Annotated in this window: 13 protein-coding genes; 9 read left to right on the forward strand and 4 right to left on the reverse strand. The window is 57.8% G+C overall.

The window, feature by feature from the left end:
* Window positions 1–7 precede the first annotated feature (7 nt).
* The 6 genes from DBY66_RS11225 to DBY66_RS11250 all read left to right on the forward strand — a co-directional run bounded on the left by DBY66_RS11225 (window position 8) and on the right by DBY66_RS11250 (window position 10,734).
* Window positions 8–3,808 (forward strand): cellulose biosynthesis protein BcsC, encoded by a 3,801-nt coding sequence (locus DBY66_RS11225; RefSeq protein WP_108570095.1) that lies wholly within the window; start codon window positions 8–10, stop codon window positions 3,806–3,808.
* Window positions 3,808–4,254 (forward strand): cellulose biosynthesis protein BcsD, encoded by a 447-nt coding sequence (gene bcsD, locus DBY66_RS11230; RefSeq protein WP_108570096.1) that lies wholly within the window; start codon window positions 3,808–3,810, stop codon window positions 4,252–4,254. Before DBY66_RS11225 ends, bcsD begins: the two co-directional genes overlap by 1 nt.
* An 18-nt stretch (window positions 4,255–4,272) precedes the next feature.
* On the forward strand, window positions 4,273–5,268 hold the full coding sequence (locus tag DBY66_RS11235) for a glycosyl hydrolase family 8 (RefSeq protein ID WP_199559923.1): 996 nt from the start codon (window positions 4,273–4,275) through the stop codon (window positions 5,266–5,268).
* Window positions 5,269–5,474: 206 nt separating this feature from the next.
* Window positions 5,475–7,484 (forward strand): biofilm formation regulator HmsP, encoded by a 2,010-nt coding sequence (hmsP, locus tag DBY66_RS11240; protein WP_199559921.1) that lies wholly within the window; start codon window positions 5,475–5,477, stop codon window positions 7,482–7,484.
* A gap of 233 nt (window positions 7,485–7,717) precedes the next feature.
* Window positions 7,718–8,998 (forward strand): dicarboxylate/amino acid:cation symporter, encoded by a 1,281-nt coding sequence (locus tag DBY66_RS11245; RefSeq protein WP_108570105.1) that lies wholly within the window; start codon window positions 7,718–7,720, stop codon window positions 8,996–8,998.
* A gap of 245 nt (window positions 8,999–9,243) precedes the next feature.
* Window positions 9,244–10,734, forward strand: coding sequence for a pitrilysin family protein (locus DBY66_RS11250; protein ID WP_108570099.1), 1,491 nt, complete (start codon window positions 9,244–9,246; stop codon window positions 10,732–10,734).
* Window positions 10,735–11,147: 413 nt separating this feature from the next.
* Here the strand turns inward: DBY66_RS11250 and DBY66_RS11255 are convergent, their stop codons facing one another.
* The gene (locus tag DBY66_RS11255) at window positions 11,148–12,020 is read right to left on the reverse strand and encodes an alpha/beta hydrolase (RefSeq protein WP_039381681.1); all 873 of its coding nucleotides are present in this window, start codon (window positions 12,018–12,020) and stop codon (window positions 11,148–11,150) included.
* A 575-nt stretch (window positions 12,021–12,595) separates the two neighbouring features.
* Here DBY66_RS11255 and pdeH point away from each other — a divergent pair.
* Complete coding sequence (gene pdeH, locus DBY66_RS11260; protein WP_104085862.1) at window positions 12,596–13,366, forward strand: cyclic-guanylate-specific phosphodiesterase; 771 nt, start codon at window positions 12,596–12,598, stop codon at window positions 13,364–13,366.
* 59 nt (window positions 13,367–13,425) lie between these two features.
* Complete coding sequence (locus tag DBY66_RS11265; protein WP_108570100.1) at window positions 13,426–15,486, forward strand: AsmA family protein; 2,061 nt, start codon at window positions 13,426–13,428, stop codon at window positions 15,484–15,486.
* Here DBY66_RS11265 and ppiC read toward each other — a convergent pair whose 3' ends face one another.
* Window positions 15,487–15,768: a peptidylprolyl isomerase PpiC gene (ppiC, locus tag DBY66_RS11270; protein ID WP_039381691.1), complete on the reverse strand. Its 282-nt coding sequence runs from the start codon at window positions 15,766–15,768 to the stop codon at window positions 15,487–15,489.
* 151 nt (window positions 15,769–15,919) lie between these two features.
* Between ppiC and rep the strand changes: the two genes are divergently transcribed.
* The gene (gene rep, locus DBY66_RS11275) at window positions 15,920–17,938 is read left to right on the forward strand and encodes a DNA helicase Rep (RefSeq protein ID WP_039385675.1); all 2,019 of its coding nucleotides are present in this window, start codon (window positions 15,920–15,922) and stop codon (window positions 17,936–17,938) included.
* A gap of 17 nt (window positions 17,939–17,955) precedes the next feature.
* On the opposite strand, the gene ppx is transcribed toward rep, so the two are convergent.
* Together ppx and rhlB are read right to left on the reverse strand one after the other, a co-directional pair.
* Window positions 17,956–19,440 (reverse strand): exopolyphosphatase, encoded by a 1,485-nt coding sequence (ppx, locus tag DBY66_RS11280; protein WP_039381693.1) that lies wholly within the window; start codon window positions 19,438–19,440, stop codon window positions 17,956–17,958.
* 6 nt (window positions 19,441–19,446) lie between these two features.
* A complete protein-coding gene (gene rhlB / locus DBY66_RS11285) occupies window positions 19,447–20,742 on the reverse strand; it encodes an ATP-dependent RNA helicase RhlB (protein WP_094111166.1) in 1,296 nt (431 codons plus the stop codon).
* Window positions 20,743–20,754 lie beyond the last annotated feature (12 nt).

A 20,754-nucleotide genomic window follows, 5' to 3' on the forward strand; every position in this document is an offset into this window, starting at 1 on the left:
AAAAAGAATGCATAAAAATATACTGAGTGCCGGCATCCGCCACGCCCTGCTGCTGGGCGGGGCGCTGACGCTCTCTCAGCCGCTGCTGGCGGCAGAGAGCAACAATCCTGCGCTGCAGGCGCTGTTTGACCAGGCTGCCTACTGGCATCAGAAAGCGCATGACGATCTGGCAAAGGCGTCGCTGCAGAAAATCCTGCAGGCGGAGCCAAATAATACCCAGGCGCTCTATCTGCTGGCGCTCTACTCCCAGCAGACCGGAAGTACCGCCGAGGCAGCGCAGTGGCGTGCGCGGCTGAGTGCCGTTTCGCCCAACGATGCGCATCTGGCCGAGCTGGATAACGCCCGTCAGCTGCAGAGTATTCCGCAGGCGCAGCTGTCGCTGGCGCGTCAGCAGGCGCGCAGCGGCAACATCGCCGCAGCGCTGCAGACGTGGCGCAACACCTTCAGCGGCAACGAGCCACCGCCGAGCGTCGCCGCTGAATATTATCTGACCATGGCCGGCGACCGCACGCTGCTGCCGCAGGCGGTTGAGGCGCTGCGGCAGTTTGCCGCCGAGCATCCGCAGGATACCGGTGCGCAGCTGGCGCTGGGCAAGGCGATGACCTATCAGGAGCCGACCCGTCGCCAGGGGATTGAGCTGCTGGCCGGTATGGCTGACGGCAATAAAGAGGCTGACCGCTCGCTGCGTCAGGCGCTGCTCTGGCTGGCACCGCAGGCTCAGGACGCTGCGCTCTATCAGACCTGGCAGCAGCGTCATCCTCAGGATAACGCGGTAGTGGATTACTACCGTAAAAACGTGGGCGGCGCGGAAAAGGGTGCCGGCTTTACGGCCCTGAACAGCGGCGATGTCAGCGGTGCGCAGTCCAGCTTTGAAAAAGTGCTGCAGGCGAACCCGCAGGATGCGGATGCGCTGGCGGGCATGGGCTATGTTGCGCAGCGCGCCGGGCGCTACGCTGAAGCCGCAGACTACCTGAACCGGGCGGCACAGCTGGGTGGCGATCAGAGCGATGCGCGGCAGAAGCAGGCGGCGGATGCCCGCTTTTACGCGCAGCTTGCCGCCGCTCAGCAGGCGCTGAAAAGCGGCGACAGTGCGCAGGCGCTGGCGCTGAGCGAGCCGCTGACCCAGGCTGAAGGCGAAAAAGGCGTGGCGGCAAAACTGTTCCGTGCCGATGTGCAGCGCCGCACCAATCAGTTGCAGCAGGCGGAGCAGACCTACCGTGCGATCCTGCAAAGCGATGCGGATAACCGCAGCGCCAAAGAGGGACTGTTCTATGTGCTGCGCCAGCAGAACCGCAGCGCTGAAGCTAACAGCCTGCTCGCCTCACTGCCCGACAGCGTGCGGCAGAGCGTGGCGCCACGCGGTAATAACAGCGATCCCATCCGGGCACAGGCGAAACGCGAGCAGGCCGCAGGCAACAGCGCCGCCGCGATCGCCACGCTGACCAGCGGCGTACAGCGCTATCCCACCGATGGCTGGCTGCGTCTGGATCTGGCGCGGCTCTACCGCGCGCAGGGCAATACGCTGATGGCAGCCAATGTGATGCAGCCGGTGATGCGCAATGGCGCGACCAGCAGCGAACTCTATGCCGGTGCGCTCAACGCCAGCGAAAGCGGCGCGTGGCAGCAGGCGAGCCAGCTGCTGGCACGTATTCCCGATCGCAGTAAAACCGGCGCAATGCGTGAACTGGCGCAGCGCGTTAACTTTAATCTGCAAATGGCAACGGCCGATCAGTATCTGGCACAGGGCTCGGATGCGGCGGCGGCGAATACGCTGCGCGCGCTGGCTGCTGCCCCGCCGGCTAATCCGGTTGACGCCGGCAATCTGGCGGAGAAACTGGCGAAAGCGGGCGATCTCACCAGCGCCGTGGCGGTGGTACGCAGCAACATGCAGCGCGGCGTGCAGGGTAACGCCGGGGACTATGCCACGCAGGTCACGGTGCTCAACCAGGCCGGGTTGAGCGGTGAAGCGCAGCGTTTTCTCAGCTCGCCTGAACTGCAGGCGCGCAGTACGCCAGCGCAGCTGGCTGATGTGCGCAACGGCTATCTGATCAATGAAGTAGATCGCCTGCGTGAGCAGAAACAGTATGCGGCGGCCTATGACAAACTGGTGGGTGCGCTGCAGCAGGATCCGCAAAACCGCGATCTGATGTTTGCCATGGCGCGTCTCTATCAGTCCGGCAAAATGAACAAAGAGGCGGGCGTGGTCTATGACTATCTGATCACGCAGGATACGCCGCAACAGGATGCGCGCACCGGGGCCATTAACGTGGCGCTGGCAGAGAATGATATCAGCAGGGCGAATACGCTGACGCGCGGACTGCGCAATGAAGAGACGCCGGAGCGGCTGCTGCTGCTGGCGCGCGTAGCGGAAGCCAACGGCGAGCACGGCGAAGCGATGCGTTATCTGCGTACCGCACGCGGTAAAATGATTGGTCTGCAGGGCGCGCAAAGCGGCAGCGTACCTGTGGTTGGCGGACTGGCGCTGGCAGACAATCCCTTTATTAACCGCAGCACCTCGCCGGTTGGCCGTTCCTCTTCCAGCTATGGCGCGGTCATGCCGTGGCAGAACGCACCAACAGTAAGCCGCACAGCAGACACTGCGCTGGCAGCCAATACGCCTGTGCTGCAGCAGAACCAGACGCTGCATCAGATTGACACGATGATGGACGCGCTGCAGGAGAAAACCGGGACCTGGGTACAGGGACAGATGCAGGTGCGCGGACGCGATGGCGAGTCAGGCTTGAGTAAGCTGACCGAAGCGAAAGCGCCGCTGACCTTTTCCACGGTGCCGTTTAGCGAGTCGCGGTTTGATTTTACCGTTACGCCGGTTTCACTGACCGCGGGCAGCGCTGGCGGAGATGCATGGCGCCGCTTTGGCAGCAATGCGCTGGTGCAGGGCAATGTCGTGGCAGCCGGGGATGCGAAAATCACGGACGTTCCCGCTTCAGCCACCGATTCGCAGTCCGCTTCCGGCGTTGAGCTAAACATGGCGCTGAAGGGCGACAGCTATAAAATCGATCTCGGCAGCACGCCGCTGGGCCAGGATCTCAGCACGCTGGTGGGCGGGATCCAGTGGTCACCGAAGCTGACTGATTTCCTGACGCTGATCCTGACCGGTGAACGCCGTGCCATGACCGACAGCCTGCTTTCCTATGTGGGCGCAGAAGATAAAACCAGCGGCAAACGCTGGGGACGCGTAACGAAAAATGGCGCGAATGCCCTGCTGAGCTATGACAACGGCGATGCCGGACTCTATGCCGGCGGCGGCGCTTATAGCTACATTGGCGAAAATGTGGCGAGCAACCAGAGCGTTCAGGCAACCGCTGGCGTTTATGTACGGCCTTTCCACTACGACGATCGCGAGCTGAAGGTGGGGATGAATCTCTCCTGGATGGATTTCTCCAAAAATCTCAGCTATTTCAGTTATGGCCAGGGCGGTTATTTCAGCCCGCAGAACTATGCGTCCGTTTCATTCCCGGTGGATTTCAGCCGTCAGTTTGACGATCTGAAAGTCAACGTCGGGGGATCGGTAGGGTATCAGTCTTACAGCCAGGATAAGAGCGCCTATTTCCCGGACGATGCTGCGCTGCAGTCGCAGCTGCAGAGTCTGGCCGATCGCGGCTTTGTCAGAAGTGCTTACTACAGCGGTGAAAGTAAAAACGGCATAGGTTACAACCTGCACGCCGGTGCGGATTATAAGATTAATAAAGATGTCACGATTGGCGGGCAGCTGGGGTATGACACCTTTGGCGACTATAACGAAAGCACTGCCAACCTCTACTTCCGCTATATGTTTGGAGATAACTGATGAGCGAGCAACCCACCGCACGCGTGACCTGGTCGCCTCAGCCTGGCTGGTTTGACCTGGTCTGCGTAATGACAGAGAGCGTGCTGGAGAACGGCGGCGATGAGGCCACGGCTTTTCTGGCCAGCGCCGGGGAGACGCTGGCGATGCGCTATCCGCTGCCGGCTTCACGTACCGTGCAGGATCTGGAGCGGGAGATGAATCTGCAGCTGGCCCGCTTCAACTGGGGCTTTGTGCAGCTGCACCCGGCAGAAAATGCGATTCAGATTGAGCATCATGCGCTGCCAGCCGGTCACGACACGCTGCCGGCTGAACGCTGGCGGCTGGCAATGGGCGCCGTGCTGGGCGGCCTGTATGCGCAATGGCTGCGCGATCAGGGCGGCAGCGCCGCAGTACCGCTGACGCTGGAAAACAACAATGGCTCAACGCTGCTGTATCGATATCAATAGGAAGCGGTAATGAATGTAATGCGGCACGGGCGTCGGTGGATGCTCTGTTTAATGATGATATTTTTTAGCGCGCAGGCGATGGCAGACGGCTGGAGCAGTTATAAAAGCCGCTTTCTGAACAGCGACGGCCGGATTATCGATACCGGCAACAAAGGCGTCAGCCATACAGAGGGTCAGGGCTACGGTATGCTGCTGGCGGTAGCGAATAACGATCGCGCTACCTTTGATCTTCTGTGGCAGTGGACGCGTACCCACCTGCATAATCCGCAAAATGATCTGTTCTACTGGCGTTATGTGCCTGACGCGGCCGATCCGGTGGCAGACAAAAACGACGCCAGCGACGGTAATGTGCTCATTGCCTGGGCGCTGCAGCGTGCGGCCCAGAAGTGGGGAGGGGATTATCAGCAGGATTCCGATCGCATTCAGCGGGCAATTATTAAGCTGAACGTGATCGATTACGCCGGACACAAAGTTATGCTGCCTGGCGCAAACGGCTTTAATAAGTCGAGCTACGTCGTGCTGAACCCCTCCTATTTCCTGTTTGCTGCCTGGCAGGCGTTTGCACAGCAGAGCCATCTGCGCGTCTGGAACACGCTCATTGACGATGGCGTGACGCTGCTGGGTGAGATGCAGTTTGGTAAAACCGCGCTGCCGCTGGACTGGGTTGCACTGAATGCGGATGGCTCTGTCGCGCCGGCGGTGGGGTACTCTAACCGGTTCAGTTATGATGCGATTCGCGTGCCGCTGAATATCTGGTGGTACGATCCGCAGAGCCTGCGGCTGGTGCCTTTTCAGCGCGTCTGGCAGGGCTATCCGCGTCAGACCACGCCGGCCTGGTTCGACGTACTGGCTAACAGCCCGGCACCTTACAATATGGAAGGTGGCCTGACAGCGGTACGCGATTTGACGCTGAACCAGACCGGTCATCTCAGCGACCGCATTCAGCCGGAACAGAACTACTTCTCTGCCAGCCTGCAGCTATTAGTGTGGCTTGCCTGGCAGGAAAAAGGTTAATGCTCTTCTGCGAGCGCGCGGTGCGCGCTCGCGTTCTCCCGCTCCCGGCAACGGGCAAAACGCTGAAAACGCGTCTCTCTCCCTTCCGACCGATGATTTTCACCCTTATCGCGGCGTACAACGTCTGAGACCTGGGATATACTTGCTGCGCATTCAGGCTACTATCACTCCGGATTATGGCGGCATTGCGGCCGGGAGAAATTTTTTTGCGCGTCAGTCGCTCGTTAACCATCAAGCAAATGGCAGCCGTGTCTGCGGTTGTGCTGGTAACGATCACGATTTTTATCGTTATCCAGCTCTTTCACTTTGTGCAGCAGCGCAGGGTTGATTACGCCCAGCAGATGGAGAATGTGGCGCACACGGTACGCCAGCCGCTCTCAGAGGCGGTGCTGAAAGCGGACATCCCTCAGGCGGAGCATATCCTTAATACACTAAAACCCGCCGGTATCCTGTCGCGGGCCGATGTGGTGCTGCCCAATGCGTTTCAGGCGCTGCACGCCGATTTTGCACCGGAAAAGCCGGTTCCGCGTCTGGTCGCCCGGCTGTTTGAACTGCCGGTGCAGATCACGCTGCCGCTGTATGCGATAGAGCGGGGCGGCATGCCAAAACCCATCGCCTATCTGGTGCTTCAGGCGGACTCCTCGCGCGTTTACCAGTTTCTGCTCAGTACGCTCTCAACCATGATCACCACCTGGCTGCTGATGGCGCTGATCCTCTCGGTCGCCATTAGCTGGTGTATTAACCGTCTGGTTGTGCACCCGCTGCGCGATATTTCACGCGAGCTGCAGGAGCTGCCGCCGCCAGCCATCCTGACACACAAGCTGACGCTGCCCGGCAATCACCGCGATGATGAGATAGGCATGCTGATCCGCAGCTATAACCGCAATCAGCAGGTGCTGGAGTCCGTTCACGATGAGATGAGCCGGCTGACCACCCATTTTGCCGTGACGGATCTGCCTAACCGCACGCTGTTCCTGGCGCTGCTCGACCAGCATCTGCAGCAGCGTCACCGGCAGCAGCCCTGGAGCGTCATGGTTATTCGTATCGAAACGCTGCAGGAAGCCAACGGCGTGCTGAGCGATGAGCAGCGTGATGCGCTGATGCTGACGCTGGTAGAGAAAATCCGCAGTACGATTGATGACCACACGCTGCTGGCGCAGACGGGACCCAGCGATTTTGCGCTGCTGCTGAAGCGGGCGCACAACCCCTTCCGCGCGATGCGTCTGGCGCGCAACCTGATGCTGCGTATCAATCAGCCGGTCAATCTGTATCAGCTGCAGCTGCGACCCAATGCCAGTATCGGGCTGTCGCTCTCTGACGAGAGCCTCTGCTCTGCCCGCGAGCAGCTGGATCGGGCGACATCAGCCATGATGTCAGCGCGGCATCAGGGGAAAAATCAGATCCTGTTTTTTGATCCGGTCCTGACCGAACGGGCGCAGAAGCGGCTGACGCAGGAGCATGACATTCTGCAGGGGCTGCAGGAGGGTGAGTTTGCGCTTTATCTGCAGCCCCAGCTTAACATGGCAACCGGTGAGCTGACGGGGGCTGAAGCGCTGCTGCGTATGCGGATGGCGGATGGCAGCTTCGGGCTGCCGGAAGAGTTCATCGCCAGCGCGGAAGAGATCGGCGTGATTTCCGCCATCGGTCGCTGGGTATTTGAAGAGGCGTGCCGCATTCTGGCCGGCTGGCAGCGACGGGGGATTACGCTGCCGCTGAGCGTAAATATTTCGGCCGTCCAGCTGCGCGACAGCGGCATGGTGACGCATCTGCAGAGCCTGCTGGAACGGCATCGCATCCGGCCGGGTTCTTTAGTGCTGGAAGTCACCGAAACCGCCGGAATAGGTGATGCCGAACAGGCGATGGCGCTGCTGCTCGCGCTGCAGCAGACCGGAGTTGCCGTTGCGCTGGACGATTTTGGTATGGGCTACTGCAATCTCAATTATCTGCATCAGTTTAAAGCGTTACCGGTTAATAAGCTGAAGATGGACCGCAGCTTTGTCGCCGCGCTGCCGGACGATGACACTATGGTGCGCATTGTGGCCGCCGTGGCAAAGATTGTGGATGCTGACGTTGTGGCTGAAGGGGTGGAAACGGCGGAGCAGCGCGACTGGCTGCTGGCGCGTGGCATTACTATTGGTCAGGGCTATCTGTATGCCGAAGCCCTGCCGCTTACCACCTTTGAACAGGGCTGGCTGCAGCGCTGTTCACGCACGTGATAATGACCTTATCAATTGATTGTTCTGCAGAAACCGCGCCACAGCGCCAGCTGAAGCGTTTCAGTTCATAGTTAGAGTTTTGTAACTTTTGTAAGGAATGTCAGGGGATACTCATCCTGTTAACAGGGTGTTATTTTCAGTTTATCGGTAAGGTTTTACGCTCTCAGGCGGCTTGCCGCATGCGTTTCTCCCTGACACAGGCGGTGAATGCCGTCTCTACCTGGACACCTGTTATGAAACTGTTTAAAAGCCTCTACTTTCAGGTGCTGGTTGCCATCGGCATCGGCGTTCTGTTAGGCCATTACTATCCCGAATTAGGCGCGCAGATGAAGCCGCTTGGTGATGGTTTTGTAAAGCTGATCAAGATGATCATCGCCCCCGTAATCTTCTGTACGGTGGTGACCGGTATCGCCGGCATGGAGAGCATGAAAGCCGTTGGACGCACCGGCGCAGTAGCGCTGCTCTATTTTGAAATCGTCAGTACTATCGCGCTGATCATCGGACTGGTAGTGGTGAACGTGGTTCAGCCTGGCGCAGGAATGAACGTGGATCCCGCCACCCTGGATGCGAAAGCGGTAGCCGTTTATGCACAGCAGGCAGAACAGCAGGGTGTGATCGCGTTCCTGCTTGATATCATTCCGGGCAGCGTTATTGGTGCCTTTGCCAGTGGCAACATTCTGCAGGTGCTGCTGTTCGCTATTCTGTTTGGTTTCGCACTGCATCGCCTCGGCAGCGCCGGTACCGTGATGTTTAACGTTATCGAAAGCTTCTCCAAAGTGATCTTTGGCGTAATCAATATGATTATGCGTCTGGCACCTATCGGTGCGTTTGGCGCCATGGCCTTCACCATCGGTAAATATGGTGTTGGCTCGCTGGTGCAGCTTGGCCAGCTGATCATCTGTTTCTATATCACCTGTATCCTGTTTGTCGTGATCGTGCTGGGTGCAATTGCGCGCTGGGCTGGCTTTAACATCTTCAAATTTATTGGGTATATCAAAGAAGAGCTGCTGATTGTGCTGGGTACGTCATCGTCTGAATCAGCGCTGCCGCGCATGCTGGATAAGATGGAGCGCCTTGGCTGCAAAAAATCGGTGGTGGGGCTGGTTATTCCAACGGGCTACTCGTTTAATCTGGATGGCACCTCAATCTATCTGACCATGGCCGCCGTGTTTATCGCGCAGGCGACCAATGCCCATATGGATATTTTCCATCAGATCACCCTGCTGGTGGTGCTGCTGCTCTCCTCGAAAGGAGCGGCGGGCGTTACCGGAAGCGGCTTTATTGTTCTGGCCGCGACGCTCTCTGCGGTAGGGCATCTGCCGGTCGCAGGCCTGGCGCTGATTCTGGGCATCGACCGCTTTATGTCCGAAGCGCGTGCGCTGACTAATCTGGTCGGTAATGGCGTTGCCACAGTGGTGGTGGCTAAGTGGGTGGGTCAGCTGGATGAAAACCAGATGAAAGAGACGCTTTCTTCAGCCAAAAAGGTCAGTCACGTCTCTCACACCGGCGCATAATCCACAATTTGCGTTAATTTCCGATTAAATGCCCGCTGTCACTTGCCCTGACAGCGGGCATTTGCATAATAAACCCCGTTGATTTTTTTCCCGATTTTTTTCCTTGTTGCGCGACTTCCTGGCCATCCTGTGGTCAAAGGAACTGTCATTAAATAAACGCGGCGGCAATACGCCGCGCGGGCCGCTTTCCCGGTGGCCAGTCAGTCCGTGCTAACAAGCGTTTATCTGTTTGATTAGGGGTTCACATGCAGGGCACCAGAATTCGGCTTTTGGTTGGCGGCTTGCTGCTTGCAGCAACCGGTTTCGGCGCGCACGCCGAAACACTTCAGCCCGATCCCGCCTGGCAGGAGGGCAAACTGGACAACGGGTTCAGTTGGCAGCTGCTGACCACACCACAACGTCCCAGCGATCGCATTGAGCTTCGCCTGGTGGTTAATACCGGCTCACTGGCGGAGAGCGCTCAGCAGACCGGTTTCAGTCACCTGTTACCGCGCCTGGCGATGGTGCATAACACCGCGCTGGATACCAATCAGCAGCGGTCACTGTGGCAGCAGGCGATGGATCCGCAGCGCCCGCTGCCGCCAGCGATCTCGTCATACGACTATACCCAGTACAACCTCAGTCTGCCCAACAACCGGCCAGAACTGCTTAAAGAAGCGTTGAACTGGCTGGCCGCGACCGCGGGTAAAATGAGCATTAATGAGCAGGTGGTCGCGACGGCATTAAGCGCGACCGATCCCATCGCCACCTGGCCCTCTGACACGCAGGATGTCTGGTGGCGCTACCGCCTGAAAGGCTCAACCATGCTGGCGCACGACCCTGGTGAGCCACCGCGCGCCCCGGTCGATCCCGCGCAGCTGAACAGTTTTTATCAGCAGTGGTATACGCCAGATAATATGACGCTCTATGTGGTCGGTAATGTCGACAGCCGCACTATCACGGAGCAGATTGGCAAGACCTTCGCAACGCTGAAAGGAAAACGCGATACGCCGGCACCGCTGCCCACGCTGTCACCGCTGCCGCATCAGCCGGTTAATCTGGTTGATGGCTCTCTGGCGCAGGATCGACTGTCGCTGGTGTGGGATACATCGTGGCAGCCGATTCGCGAATCGCAGTATCTGCAACGCTACTGGCAGAGCGATCTGGCGCGGGAAGCGCTGTTCTGGCACGTGCAGCGCGCGCTTGCAGATAATAAAGCGCAAAATGTGCAGGTCGGCTTTGACTGCCGCGTGCTTTATCAGCGCGCGCAGTGCTCCATTAATATGGAAAGCCCCAATGCGTCACTGCCGCAAAACATGAATCAGATCGCTAAAGCGCTGGCCGTGGTTCGCGATAAAGGGCTGCCGCAGGATGAATTTGATGCGCTTATGGCGCAGAAGCTGCTGGAGCTGAATAAGCTGTTTACCACTTACGCCCGTACGGATACTGACATTCTGATGGGGCAGCGACTGCGCTCGCAGCAGAACGCGGTAGTGGATATTGCTCCCGAGCAGTATCAGAAACTGCGGCAGTCTTTCCTGAGTGAGTTAACACGTGAGCAGCTCAACCAGGAACTGCGCCAGCAGCTGACGCAGGAGCTGACTATGGTACTGATCCAGCCGCAGGGCGAAGCAGAGACCAATGTGAAGATGTTGCAGGAGAGCTGGAATAAGGTGATGGCAGTGCCTGATGCACCCGCAGCACCGGCCCCGGACGAAAGCAGTAAAGCAGAAAACAGCGCCGATCGGGGCGCATAAATGCGCCCCCTGTGATGAATTACCTTACGATAAATTCCCCCGTAGGGGCGCCATTTATGGCGCCCTGGTCGATGCGCGCACGGGACATGATGACGTTATCGATGGACCTCGTGCACATGGCCAGCCCGAGGCGCATAAATGCGCCCCCTGTGATGAATTACCTTACGATAAATTCCCCGTAGGGGCGCCATTTATGGCGCCCGGATCGATGCACGCACGGAACGTGATGACGCCATTCATGGCGCCCGGGCCAATGCGCGCACGAAACGTGATGACGTTATTAATGGCCACCGTGCACATGGCCGGCCCGGGGCGCATAAATGCGCCCCCTACGATGAATTACCTCACGCTACATTCCCCCGTAGGGGCGCCATTCATGGCGCCCTGGCCGATGCGCACGGGACGTAACAACGTCAGGTTTTCGCCCGCAGCCATTCGGTGACCAGCATTGGCCAGCTTGCCAGTGGCAGATCGGCTACGCCGCGGATACCGAAACCGTGCCCGCCTTTCTGATAAAAATGGATCTCGGCCGGAATTTTATGTTCACGCAGCGCGCTGAAGAACAGCATGCTGTGGTTAACGGAAACCGCTTCATCGTCAGCCGCATGGATCAGCAGGGCTGGCGGTGTTTGCGCGTGCACGCGCGTCTCCAGCGAATAGGCATCGATACTTTTCTGATCCGGCCAGGCGCCCAGCAGGCGCGTGCGTGAACTTTCGTGTGCCAGGCCGTCACGCATACTGATAATCGGGTAGATCAGCACCATAGCGTCGGGGCGCGGTGAGAGCGCATCGATACGATCCTGGACCGGATAGAGCTTCTCGTTAAACCGCGTTCCCAGCGAGGCCGCAACGTGGCCGCCTGCGGAAAAGCCCATCATCACAATGTACTTACCGTTTTTGCCCTGCTGCGCCCGTTCGCGCAGCACGCGGACCGCCCGCTGGGCATCGGCCAGCGGTGCATCCGCGCCTTCATGATGCCCGTCATAGGGCAGGCGATATGTCATTACGGCCAGCGTATAGCCCATGGAGGTAAAAAACGTGGCCAGCGCGCTGCCTTCACGATCGATTAGCACCCGCTGATAACCGCCGCCCGGTGCCACCAGCAAGGTGATCCCGTTGGAGGTTTCCGGATACCAGATAGCCATTTCCGGGCAGCGCACGCCGGTGGCTGCGCGATCGTAAGGCTCATACTCTTTAGCCAGGTCAACAATCTGCGGCTGAGCGCGGGAGTCACTGGCGCCTGGCGCATCACCGGATGGCCAGATATTGATAATTTCTGTGTGCATAAATCTGTCCTGAGCAGGGCGTATAGTCGTTGTTTTTCTGCGGCCGAAGGAACAGCGTCCTGCTGTTATTGATTAAAAGATGGTCTTCTTTTGCGTTGTCGTCCAGCCGAAAAAACGATAACCAGCGAGAATCAGACTATACCTGGCAGGCGGGAATTCTCTTTCAAGAGACTGAATTTAAACAGTTATGTTTAGCGAAGATAATAAGTGCACACTTCAGATAAAGTGCGAAAGATGGAAGAGGCGTACTAAGCGCAATGAACAGGATAAAACAGAGTAGTAAGTCAAACCAGTCACGGGAAATTTCAGCGGAGAAATCCCTCCGGCTGCGCCTTTTTCCGAACCCTTCCGGCGGCCGGTTTTCTGGCGCGTCAGTTTGCCTTAAGTCTTTAAATCGCCCTCCGGCGACGATTTAGCAGACAAAGCATCCTCTGTTTCTGCGATTAAGGCAAAAGCGCGCTGTTAGACTCGACGCCCTATATGGCTGCACAAAGCGATAAAGTTATCCAGGGACCAGCCGATACTTGCCGCCGGGTTGCTTTCTGCAGGCACTCACCACCGACCAGGAAAAAACCATGGTGATGAAGAATTCCGGACACCGGCTGCCTGTTTCTCTCAAACATGCGCAACCGGATATCGCATTTTTCCGGCAGCAGTGCCAGCGTACTTATACTTTTCAGCCTATTTATCAGATATCTGGCCGCCTGCTGGCGATTGAGCTGCTGACCGCCGTTACGCACGCGGCTATGCCGGAAAAGCGTCTTTCACCGGAAAGCTACTTTGCTGCGCTATCGACAGAGCAGCGGCTGGATGTGGTGCATGAACAACTTACTCTGCTGTTGACGTGGTCCCGCTTTTTTATCCGCCATCAGCTGGTGGCATCGGTCAATATTGACGGGCCGACGCTGCTGGCGATACAGCAGCATCCGGCCCTGCGACGGCTGATTGGCCAGCTGCCGTGGGTGCGCTTTGAACTCACTGAGCATCATGCGCTGCCGCAGGAGGAGATGGTGGCGCAGATGCCGGAGCTGGGGCCGCTATGGCTGGATGATTTTGGCTCCGGCATGGCAAATTTTTCCGCGCTGACCGAACTGCGCTATGACTACATCAAATTATCGCGTGAACTCTTTATGCTGCTGCGCGCGTCAGAAGAGGGGCGAGTCCTTTTCTCAACGCTGCTGACGCTTATTAATCGCTACTGCAATGGCGTAATAGTTGAGGGCGTGGAAACCGAAGAGGAGTGGCGCCAGGTACAATCCTCACCCGCTATTGCAGCTCAGGGATACTTTTTTTCCCGTCCGCTTCCTTTTAGTGAGCTGAGATCGCTGCCGTTGATGCTTCTCTGATGTTGTTGCGCCGCGTCTCGACTATCTTTAATGAGACGTGAGAACAAGGAGGAAAAAGCATGACTCGCACGGGAAAAGCTGCCAGCTGGGTGGCGGGCATTCTGCTGTTACTGATCGTGGTACTGGTTGTGGTAATTGCCACCTTTGACTGGAACCGCCTGAAACCAACCATTAATCAGAAAGTGTCAGCAGAGCTGAACCGTCCTTTCGCGATACGCGGCGACCTTGGCGTACACTGGGCACGTAACCGCGCTGAGCCGGGCTGGCGCAGCTGGATCCCCTGGCCGCAGGTACACGCTGAAGATATCATGCTGGGCAATCCGCCCGACATTCCTGACGTGACGATGGTACACCTGCAGCGCGTTGATGCGACGCTGGCCCCCCTGGCGCTGCTGCACAAAGAGATCTACCTGCCCTGGATCAAGCTGCAGCAGCCCGACGCGCGTCTGATACAGCTCGCCAGCAAGAAGAATAACTGGACATTTACGCTCGCCAGCAGCGAAAACAGCGAGGCTGACGCCGCTCCCTCAGCCTGGTCATTCCGCATGGATAATATTCTGTTTGATCAGGGGCAGCTGCGCTACCGCGATGCGATCAACAAAGCGGATGTAACGGTGAATATCAACTCACTCGGTAAACCCGTGCCTTATGCTCAGGTTACCGGCGGCGATGATAAGCAGAAAGGCGCTGGCGATTTTGTTTTTGGCTGGCAGGCGAAAGGCACCTATAACCAGCAGCCGCTTTCCGGCGACGGCAGAATTGGCGGTATGCTCTCACTGCGCAGCAAAACCACGCCATTTCCGCTGCAGGCCGATCTGCGTAACGGCACCACGCGGGTAAGGCTGGAAGGCACGCTGCAGGATCCGCTGAACTTGGGCGGGCTGGATGTGCGCCTGCGATTTTCCGGCGATACGCTGGCCAATCTCTATGGCTTAACCGGCGTGTTGCTGCCTGATACCCCCCCTTATGAAACTGACGGTCATCTGACTGCCCGCTTTAATGACGCCAAAGGCGCGCTGTTCCGCTATGAAAAGTTTAATGGCCATATCGGTGACAGTGATATCCATGGATCGCTCACCTATCGTCAGGGCAAACCCCGGCCGAAGCTGAGCGGCGAACTCACTTCCCGTCAGCTGCGCATGGCCGATCTCGGCCCGCTGATTGGCGTTGATTCCGGTAAAGGGAGTGAGAAAACGGCGCGGGCGAAGGCGCAGCGTGGTGAAGCCGCCACGCAGCCTGCCGATCGCGTGCTGCCTTACGATAAGTTTGAAACCAAAAGCTGGGATGCGATGGATGCCGACGTGAAGTTTAGCGGCAAGCGCATTGAGCACAGCAGCAAGCTGCCGCTCAGCGACCTCTATACGCATCTGACGCTGGAAAAAGGCGATCTGCTGCTTGATCCGCTGCGCTTCGGCATGGCCGGCGGCAATATCAATACCACTATCCGGCTTGAGGGCAGCCGTTCACCGATGCGCGGCCGCGCCGATCTGCACGCGCGCAAACTGCAGCTGCGCCAGCTGTTCCCTGATGTAACCGCCATGCAGCGCAGCCTGGGCCAGCTCAACGGAGACGCAACGCTAAGCGGTACCGGCAATTCGGTTGCCGCACTGCTGGGCAGCAGCAACGGTCAGCTGCGCCTGCTGATGAACAATGGCCTCATCAGCCGCAGCCTGATGGAAATTGCCGGGCTTAACGTCGGAAACTACGTGGTGGGTAAACTGTTTGGTGATGATGAAGTGCGCATCAACTGTGCCGCCACCGATCTTACGCTGCGCCAGGGCGTTGCAACGCCGCGCCTGTTCGTGTTTGATACCGAAAATGCGGTAATCAACGTCACCGGCAACGTTAACTTTGCCAGCGAGCGACTCGATCTGTCGGTAAATCCGGAGAGCAAAGGCATTCGCATTATTACGCTGCGTTCTCCGCTCTACGTGCGCGGAACCTTTAAAAATCCGGATGCCGGGGTTAAAACCGGGCCGCTTATTGCACGCGGTGCGGCGGCCGTAGCGCTGGGGGCGGTTGTGGCACCGGCTGCCGCGCTGCTGGCGCTGATTTCACCCAGCGACACCGACGCTAATCAGTGCAGCAATGTGCTGCAGCAGATGAAGAGCCAGAAGTGATTAACTGCGCCATAGCACCTTAATGATGTGGTAACCAAACGCGGTTTTTACCGGTCCGTAAGGCTTCAGCAGCGGGCAGGTAAAAACCGCTTTATCAAAAGCCGGCACCATCTGTCCCTGACGAAACTCGCCCAAATCACCGCCGTTGCGTCCGGACGGGCAGGTTGAATGTTTTTTTGCCAGCTGCTGAAAGTTGCCTCCTTTCTCCAGCTGCGCCAGCAGGGCTTTCGCCTGTGCTTCCTCTTTCACAAGGATATGTAAAGCTGCTGCGGTTTTCGCCATGGTGCTCTCCTGTTATGTATAATGTGCGGCGCATTATAGCGTAGTGCGCGTCAGTTGCAGGGGCGCCATTGATGGCGACCTTTGCGTTCAGGTACGCACCCTGCGACGCGATGTAATTCTTCCTGTCTGATTCAATCGAGTGATGTTTTTTATGCGTTTAAACCCCGGCCAACAACGTGCTGTCGAATTTGTCACCGGCCCCTGCCTGGTGCTGGCGGGGGCGGGGTCCGGTAAAACCCGCGTCATTACCAATAAAATCGCTCACCTGATCCGCGAATGCGGCTATCAGGCGCGCCACATTGCTGCGGTGACGTTTACCAATAAGGCGTCGCGCGAAATGAAAGAGCGCGTGGCGCAAACGCTGGGACGCAAAGAGGCGCGCGGCCTGATGATTTCAACCTTTCATACGCTGGGGCTGGAGATTATCAAGCGTGAATATGCCGCGCTGGGGATGAAATCGAGCTTTTCGCTGTTTGACGACCAGGATCAGCTGGCGCTGCTGAAAGAGCTGACCAGCCAGTGGCTGGAAGAGGATAAAACACAGCTGCAGCAGCTGATTGCCACGATCTCTAACTGGAAAAACGATCTGATCGATCCGCAGGGTGCGGCAGCAATAGCAAAATCCCAGCGTGACCAGATATTTGCGCACTGCTATCAGCTCTATGATCGGCATCTCAAATCGTGCAACGTGCTCGATTTTGACGATCTCATCCTGCTGCCTACGCTGCTGCTGCAGCGTAATGAGGCGGTACGCGAACGCTGGCAGCAGCGTATTCGCTATCTGCTGGTGGATGAGTATCAGGATACCAACACCAGCCAGTATGAGCTGGTAAAACTGCTGGTCGGCGCGCGCGCGCGATTTACCGTGGTGGGCGATGACGATCAGTCTATCTACTCCTGGCGCGGGGCGCGTCCGCAAAACCTGGTGCTGCTGAAAGAGGACTTTCCGGCGCTGGAGGTCGTGAAGCTGGAGCAGAACTATCGCTCCACGCAGCGTATTCTCAAAGCGGCTAATATATTGATCGCCAATAACCCGCACGTGTTTGAAAAGCGTCTCTTTTCTGAACTGGGGTCAGGCGAATCGCTGAAGGTGCTGAGCGCGAATAATGAAGACCACGAAGCGGAGCGCGTAACCGGCGAGCTGATCGCACATCACTTTATCAACCGCACCCAGTATAAAGATTACGCCATTCTCTATCGCGGCAATCATCAGTCGCGCGTGTTTGAAAAGCTGCTGATGCAGAACCGCATTCCCTACCGTATTTCCGGCGGCACTTCGTTCTTTTCACGCCCGGAGATCAAGGATCTGCTGGCCTATCTGCGCGTGCTGACTAATCAGGATGACGACAGCGCGTTTCTGCGCATCGTAAATACGCCGCGTCGCGAAATCGGCCCGGCCACGCTGCAGAAGCTGGGTGAGTGGGCCACGCTGCGTAATAAGAGCCTGTTTAATGCCAGTTTTGACATGGGGCTGGCTCAGACGCTAAGCGGGCGCGGTCTGGAGCATCTGCAGCGTTTTACCCACTGGCTGAATGAGATTGTGCAGCTGACTGAACGGGAGCCGATCAGCGCGGTGCGCGATCTGATCCGCGGTATCGACTATCAGAGCTGGCTGTTTGAGACCTCCGGCAGTCCGAAAGCCGCAGAGATGCGGATGAAAAACGTCAATACGCTGTTCCAGTGGATGACGGAAATGCTTGAAGGTGATGAGCTGAATGAGCCCATGACGCTGGCACAGGTTGTCACGCGCTTTACCCTGCGCGATATGATGGAGCGGGGAGAGAGTGATGAAGATCTCGACCAGGTTCAGCTGATGACGCTGCACGCATCAAAAGGGCTGGAATTTCCCTATGTCTACCTGGTCGGCATGGAAGAGGGTCTGTTGCCGCATCAGAGCAGCATTGATGAGAACAACATCGAAGAGGAGCGGCGTCTCGCCTATGTAGGCATTACGCGCGCACAGAAAGAGCTGACCTTTACGCTCTGCCGGGAGCGTCGCCAGTATGGTGAGCTGATTCGTCCTGAACCCAGCCGTTTTTTGCTGGAACTGCCGCAGGATGACGTCGAGTGGGAGCGTGAGAAAAAAGTGGTAAGCGCAGAAGAGCGCGTTAAAACCGGGCAAACCCGGGTGGCCGGGTTGCGGGCAATGCTGGCGAATGCAAAAAAGTAGTGGCAGCCGTCACGTCATCAGGAGAAGGTCAGGAGCCAGTGAACGTAGGACTGAAAGTGGCTCTCCTGCTCCAGCAGCTCGGCGCGCAGCGGATGCGCCTCCAGCCAGCCCGCCGGCAGCGTAAGGTGCAGCGTATCCTCTTCTGCCAGTAAGCGTACCGCCGGAAGCGTATCGTCACGGCGACGCGTGGAGAAGATAATCGCCAGGCGCAGCAGGCGGCTCAGGCGTTCTGCCGTACGCGGCGGCACGGCATTTTGCTGGGCCAGCAGAGCCAGATCGATACTGCCGCTCTGGTTCTGCAGCAAACAGGCGAGCACTTTTTTCTGCGCGGGCGTAAAGCCAGGCAGATCGAGATGGCGGATCAGATAGGCGGCGTGCCGGGGAGCCTGACGAAAATCGACGCTCAGGCCAATTTCGTGTACGGCACAGGCGCTTAACAGCAGATCGCGACAGCGCTGGTCAAGCTTCCAGCTCTGGCTGACCTGACGAAAAAAACGTTCAGCCAGCTGCTGCACCCGGTCAGCCTGTTCCACATCGATAGAAAAACGGCGCTGCACATTATGCAGCGTACGGCTGCGGATATCGCGATTGACCGGCAGATGGAGCATGCCATACACCAGACCTTCGCGCAGCGCGCCGCCTGCCAGCGTCATGCTATCAATATTCAGTTCGTTGAAAATGGCGATGAGAATCGACAAACCGCTGGGAAAGACCAGCGCACGCTCCAGCGTCAGCCCTTCAATTTCCAGCTCTTCCAGCTTGCCGCACTGAATAGCGCGCTGCTTCAGCTGCTGCAGTTTACTCAGGGTGATACGCTCATCCATCCCCTGCGCCACCATGATCTCCTGCAGAGCCTGAACCGTACCGGATGCACCGACGCAGACCTGCCATCCTTTCTCACGCAGCGCCGCTACCACGGGTTGCAGCATGTCGCGCGCCGCCTGTTCTGCCCGGTCAAAATTGTCCTGCGTCAGATGGCGATTGCTGAAAAAACGCTCCAGCCAGGTGACGCAGCCCATTGAAAGGCTGAACAGCGTGGTTGCGTGCGAACCTTCACCGGTAACCAGTTCGGTGCTGCCGCCGCCAATATCGACTACCAGACGCTGGTCGGAGCCGCCAGTCGTATGGGCCACGCCCTGATAGATCAGGCGCGCTTCTTCCTCACCGCTGATAACATTGACCGGACAGCCCAGGATCGCTTCAGCGGTGGTCAGAAAGTCTGGCGCGTTGCGTGCGATGCGCAGCGTGGCGGTCGCCACCACGCGGATCTGCTCTGGCGGGATATCCTGCAGCTGTTCCGAAAACAGCTTCAGGCACTGCCAGCCGCGCTGCATCGCCTCAGCAGAGAGTTCGCTGTCAGCATTAAGTCCTGCTGCCAGCCGGACTTTGCGCTTGATGCGCGCCACGGTCTGAATAGTGCCGGAAACTTCACGCACCACCAGCATATGAAAGCTGTTAGACCCGAGGTCGATCGCTGCATAGAGTGATGATGCGCTTAGCATGTGGGATTAACCTGGGCGTTTACGGTTATGATTACGGGGCGCGCTGCTCCGGCGATTACTGTTATTGCCGCCGCGACGCTGACCGTTGCCGGTGCGGTTGCGCTGCAGACGTTTTGCCGGTGGCAGATCGCTGAGCAGCGCATCGCTGTTGTATTTGCTGACCGGAATGCCGTGACCGATATACTCCTCAATCGCGGGCAGATTCAGCGCATACTCTTCACACGCGAGGCTGATAGAGTGTCCGCTGGCGCCGGCACGGCCGGTACGACCAATACGGTGAACGTAATCTTCGCGATCGTCCGGCAGATCGTAGTTAAAGACGTGCGTTACGGCCGGAATATGCAGACCGCGCGCCGCAACATCCGTTGCTACCAGAATATCCACGTCGCCTTTGGTGAAATCATCGAGAATGCGCAGGCGCTTTTTCTGCGGGACATCACCGGTCAGCAGACCGACGCGATGACCGTCGGCGGCCAGATGGCCCCAGATATCTTCACAGCGATACTTGGTGTTAGCAAAGATGATGGCGCGATCGGGCCACTCTTCTTCGATCAGCGTCTGCAGCAGACGCATCTTCTCTTCATTGGATGGATAGAAGAGCTCTTCTTTGATGCGGTGGCCGGTTTTCTGTTCCGGTTCTACTTCGACATATTCCGCGTTGTTCATATGCTCAAACGCCAGTTCCCGGACGCGGTAAGAGAGCGTTGCGGAAAACAGCATGCTCAGACGCTGCGTGGCAGGCGGCATGCGGCGGAATAGCCAGCGAATATCTTTAATAAAGCCGAGATCGAACATGCGATCGGCTTCGTCCAGCACCACAACCTGAATAGCGCCCAGATTCACATGGTTCTGTTTTGCGTAATCAATCAGACGTCCGGTAGTGCCCACCAGGATGTCGACACCGTCAGCGAGCACTTTAAGCTGCTTGTCATAGCCGTCGCCGCCGTAAGCCAGACCCATTTTCAGGCCGGTCGCTTTAGCCAGCGGCTCCGCATCGGCGTGAATCTGTACGGCCAGCTCGCGCGTAGGGGCCATGATCAGCGCACGTGGCTGGTTAACCTGGCGCCCTTCAGCTGCAGGGTGAGAAAGAAGATAATGAAACGTTGACGTCAGAAACGCCATCGTTTTGCCGGTACCGGTTTGCGCCTGACCCGCAACATCACGCCCTGAAAGCGCAAAAGGCAGTGCGAGCGCCTGAATAGGCGTGCAATGCTGAAAGCCTTTAGTATCAAGGGCTTCCACGACCTGAGGGTGCAGGGCGAAGTCGGAAAACTTCTGTTCGGTTAAGTGTGTTTTGCTCATAGTGTGGTAGAA

Source organism: Pantoea sp. RIT413 (genome assembly GCF_003057675.2).
Taxonomy (GTDB): Bacteria; Pseudomonadota; Gammaproteobacteria; order Enterobacterales; family Enterobacteriaceae; genus Pantoea; species Pantoea eucrina.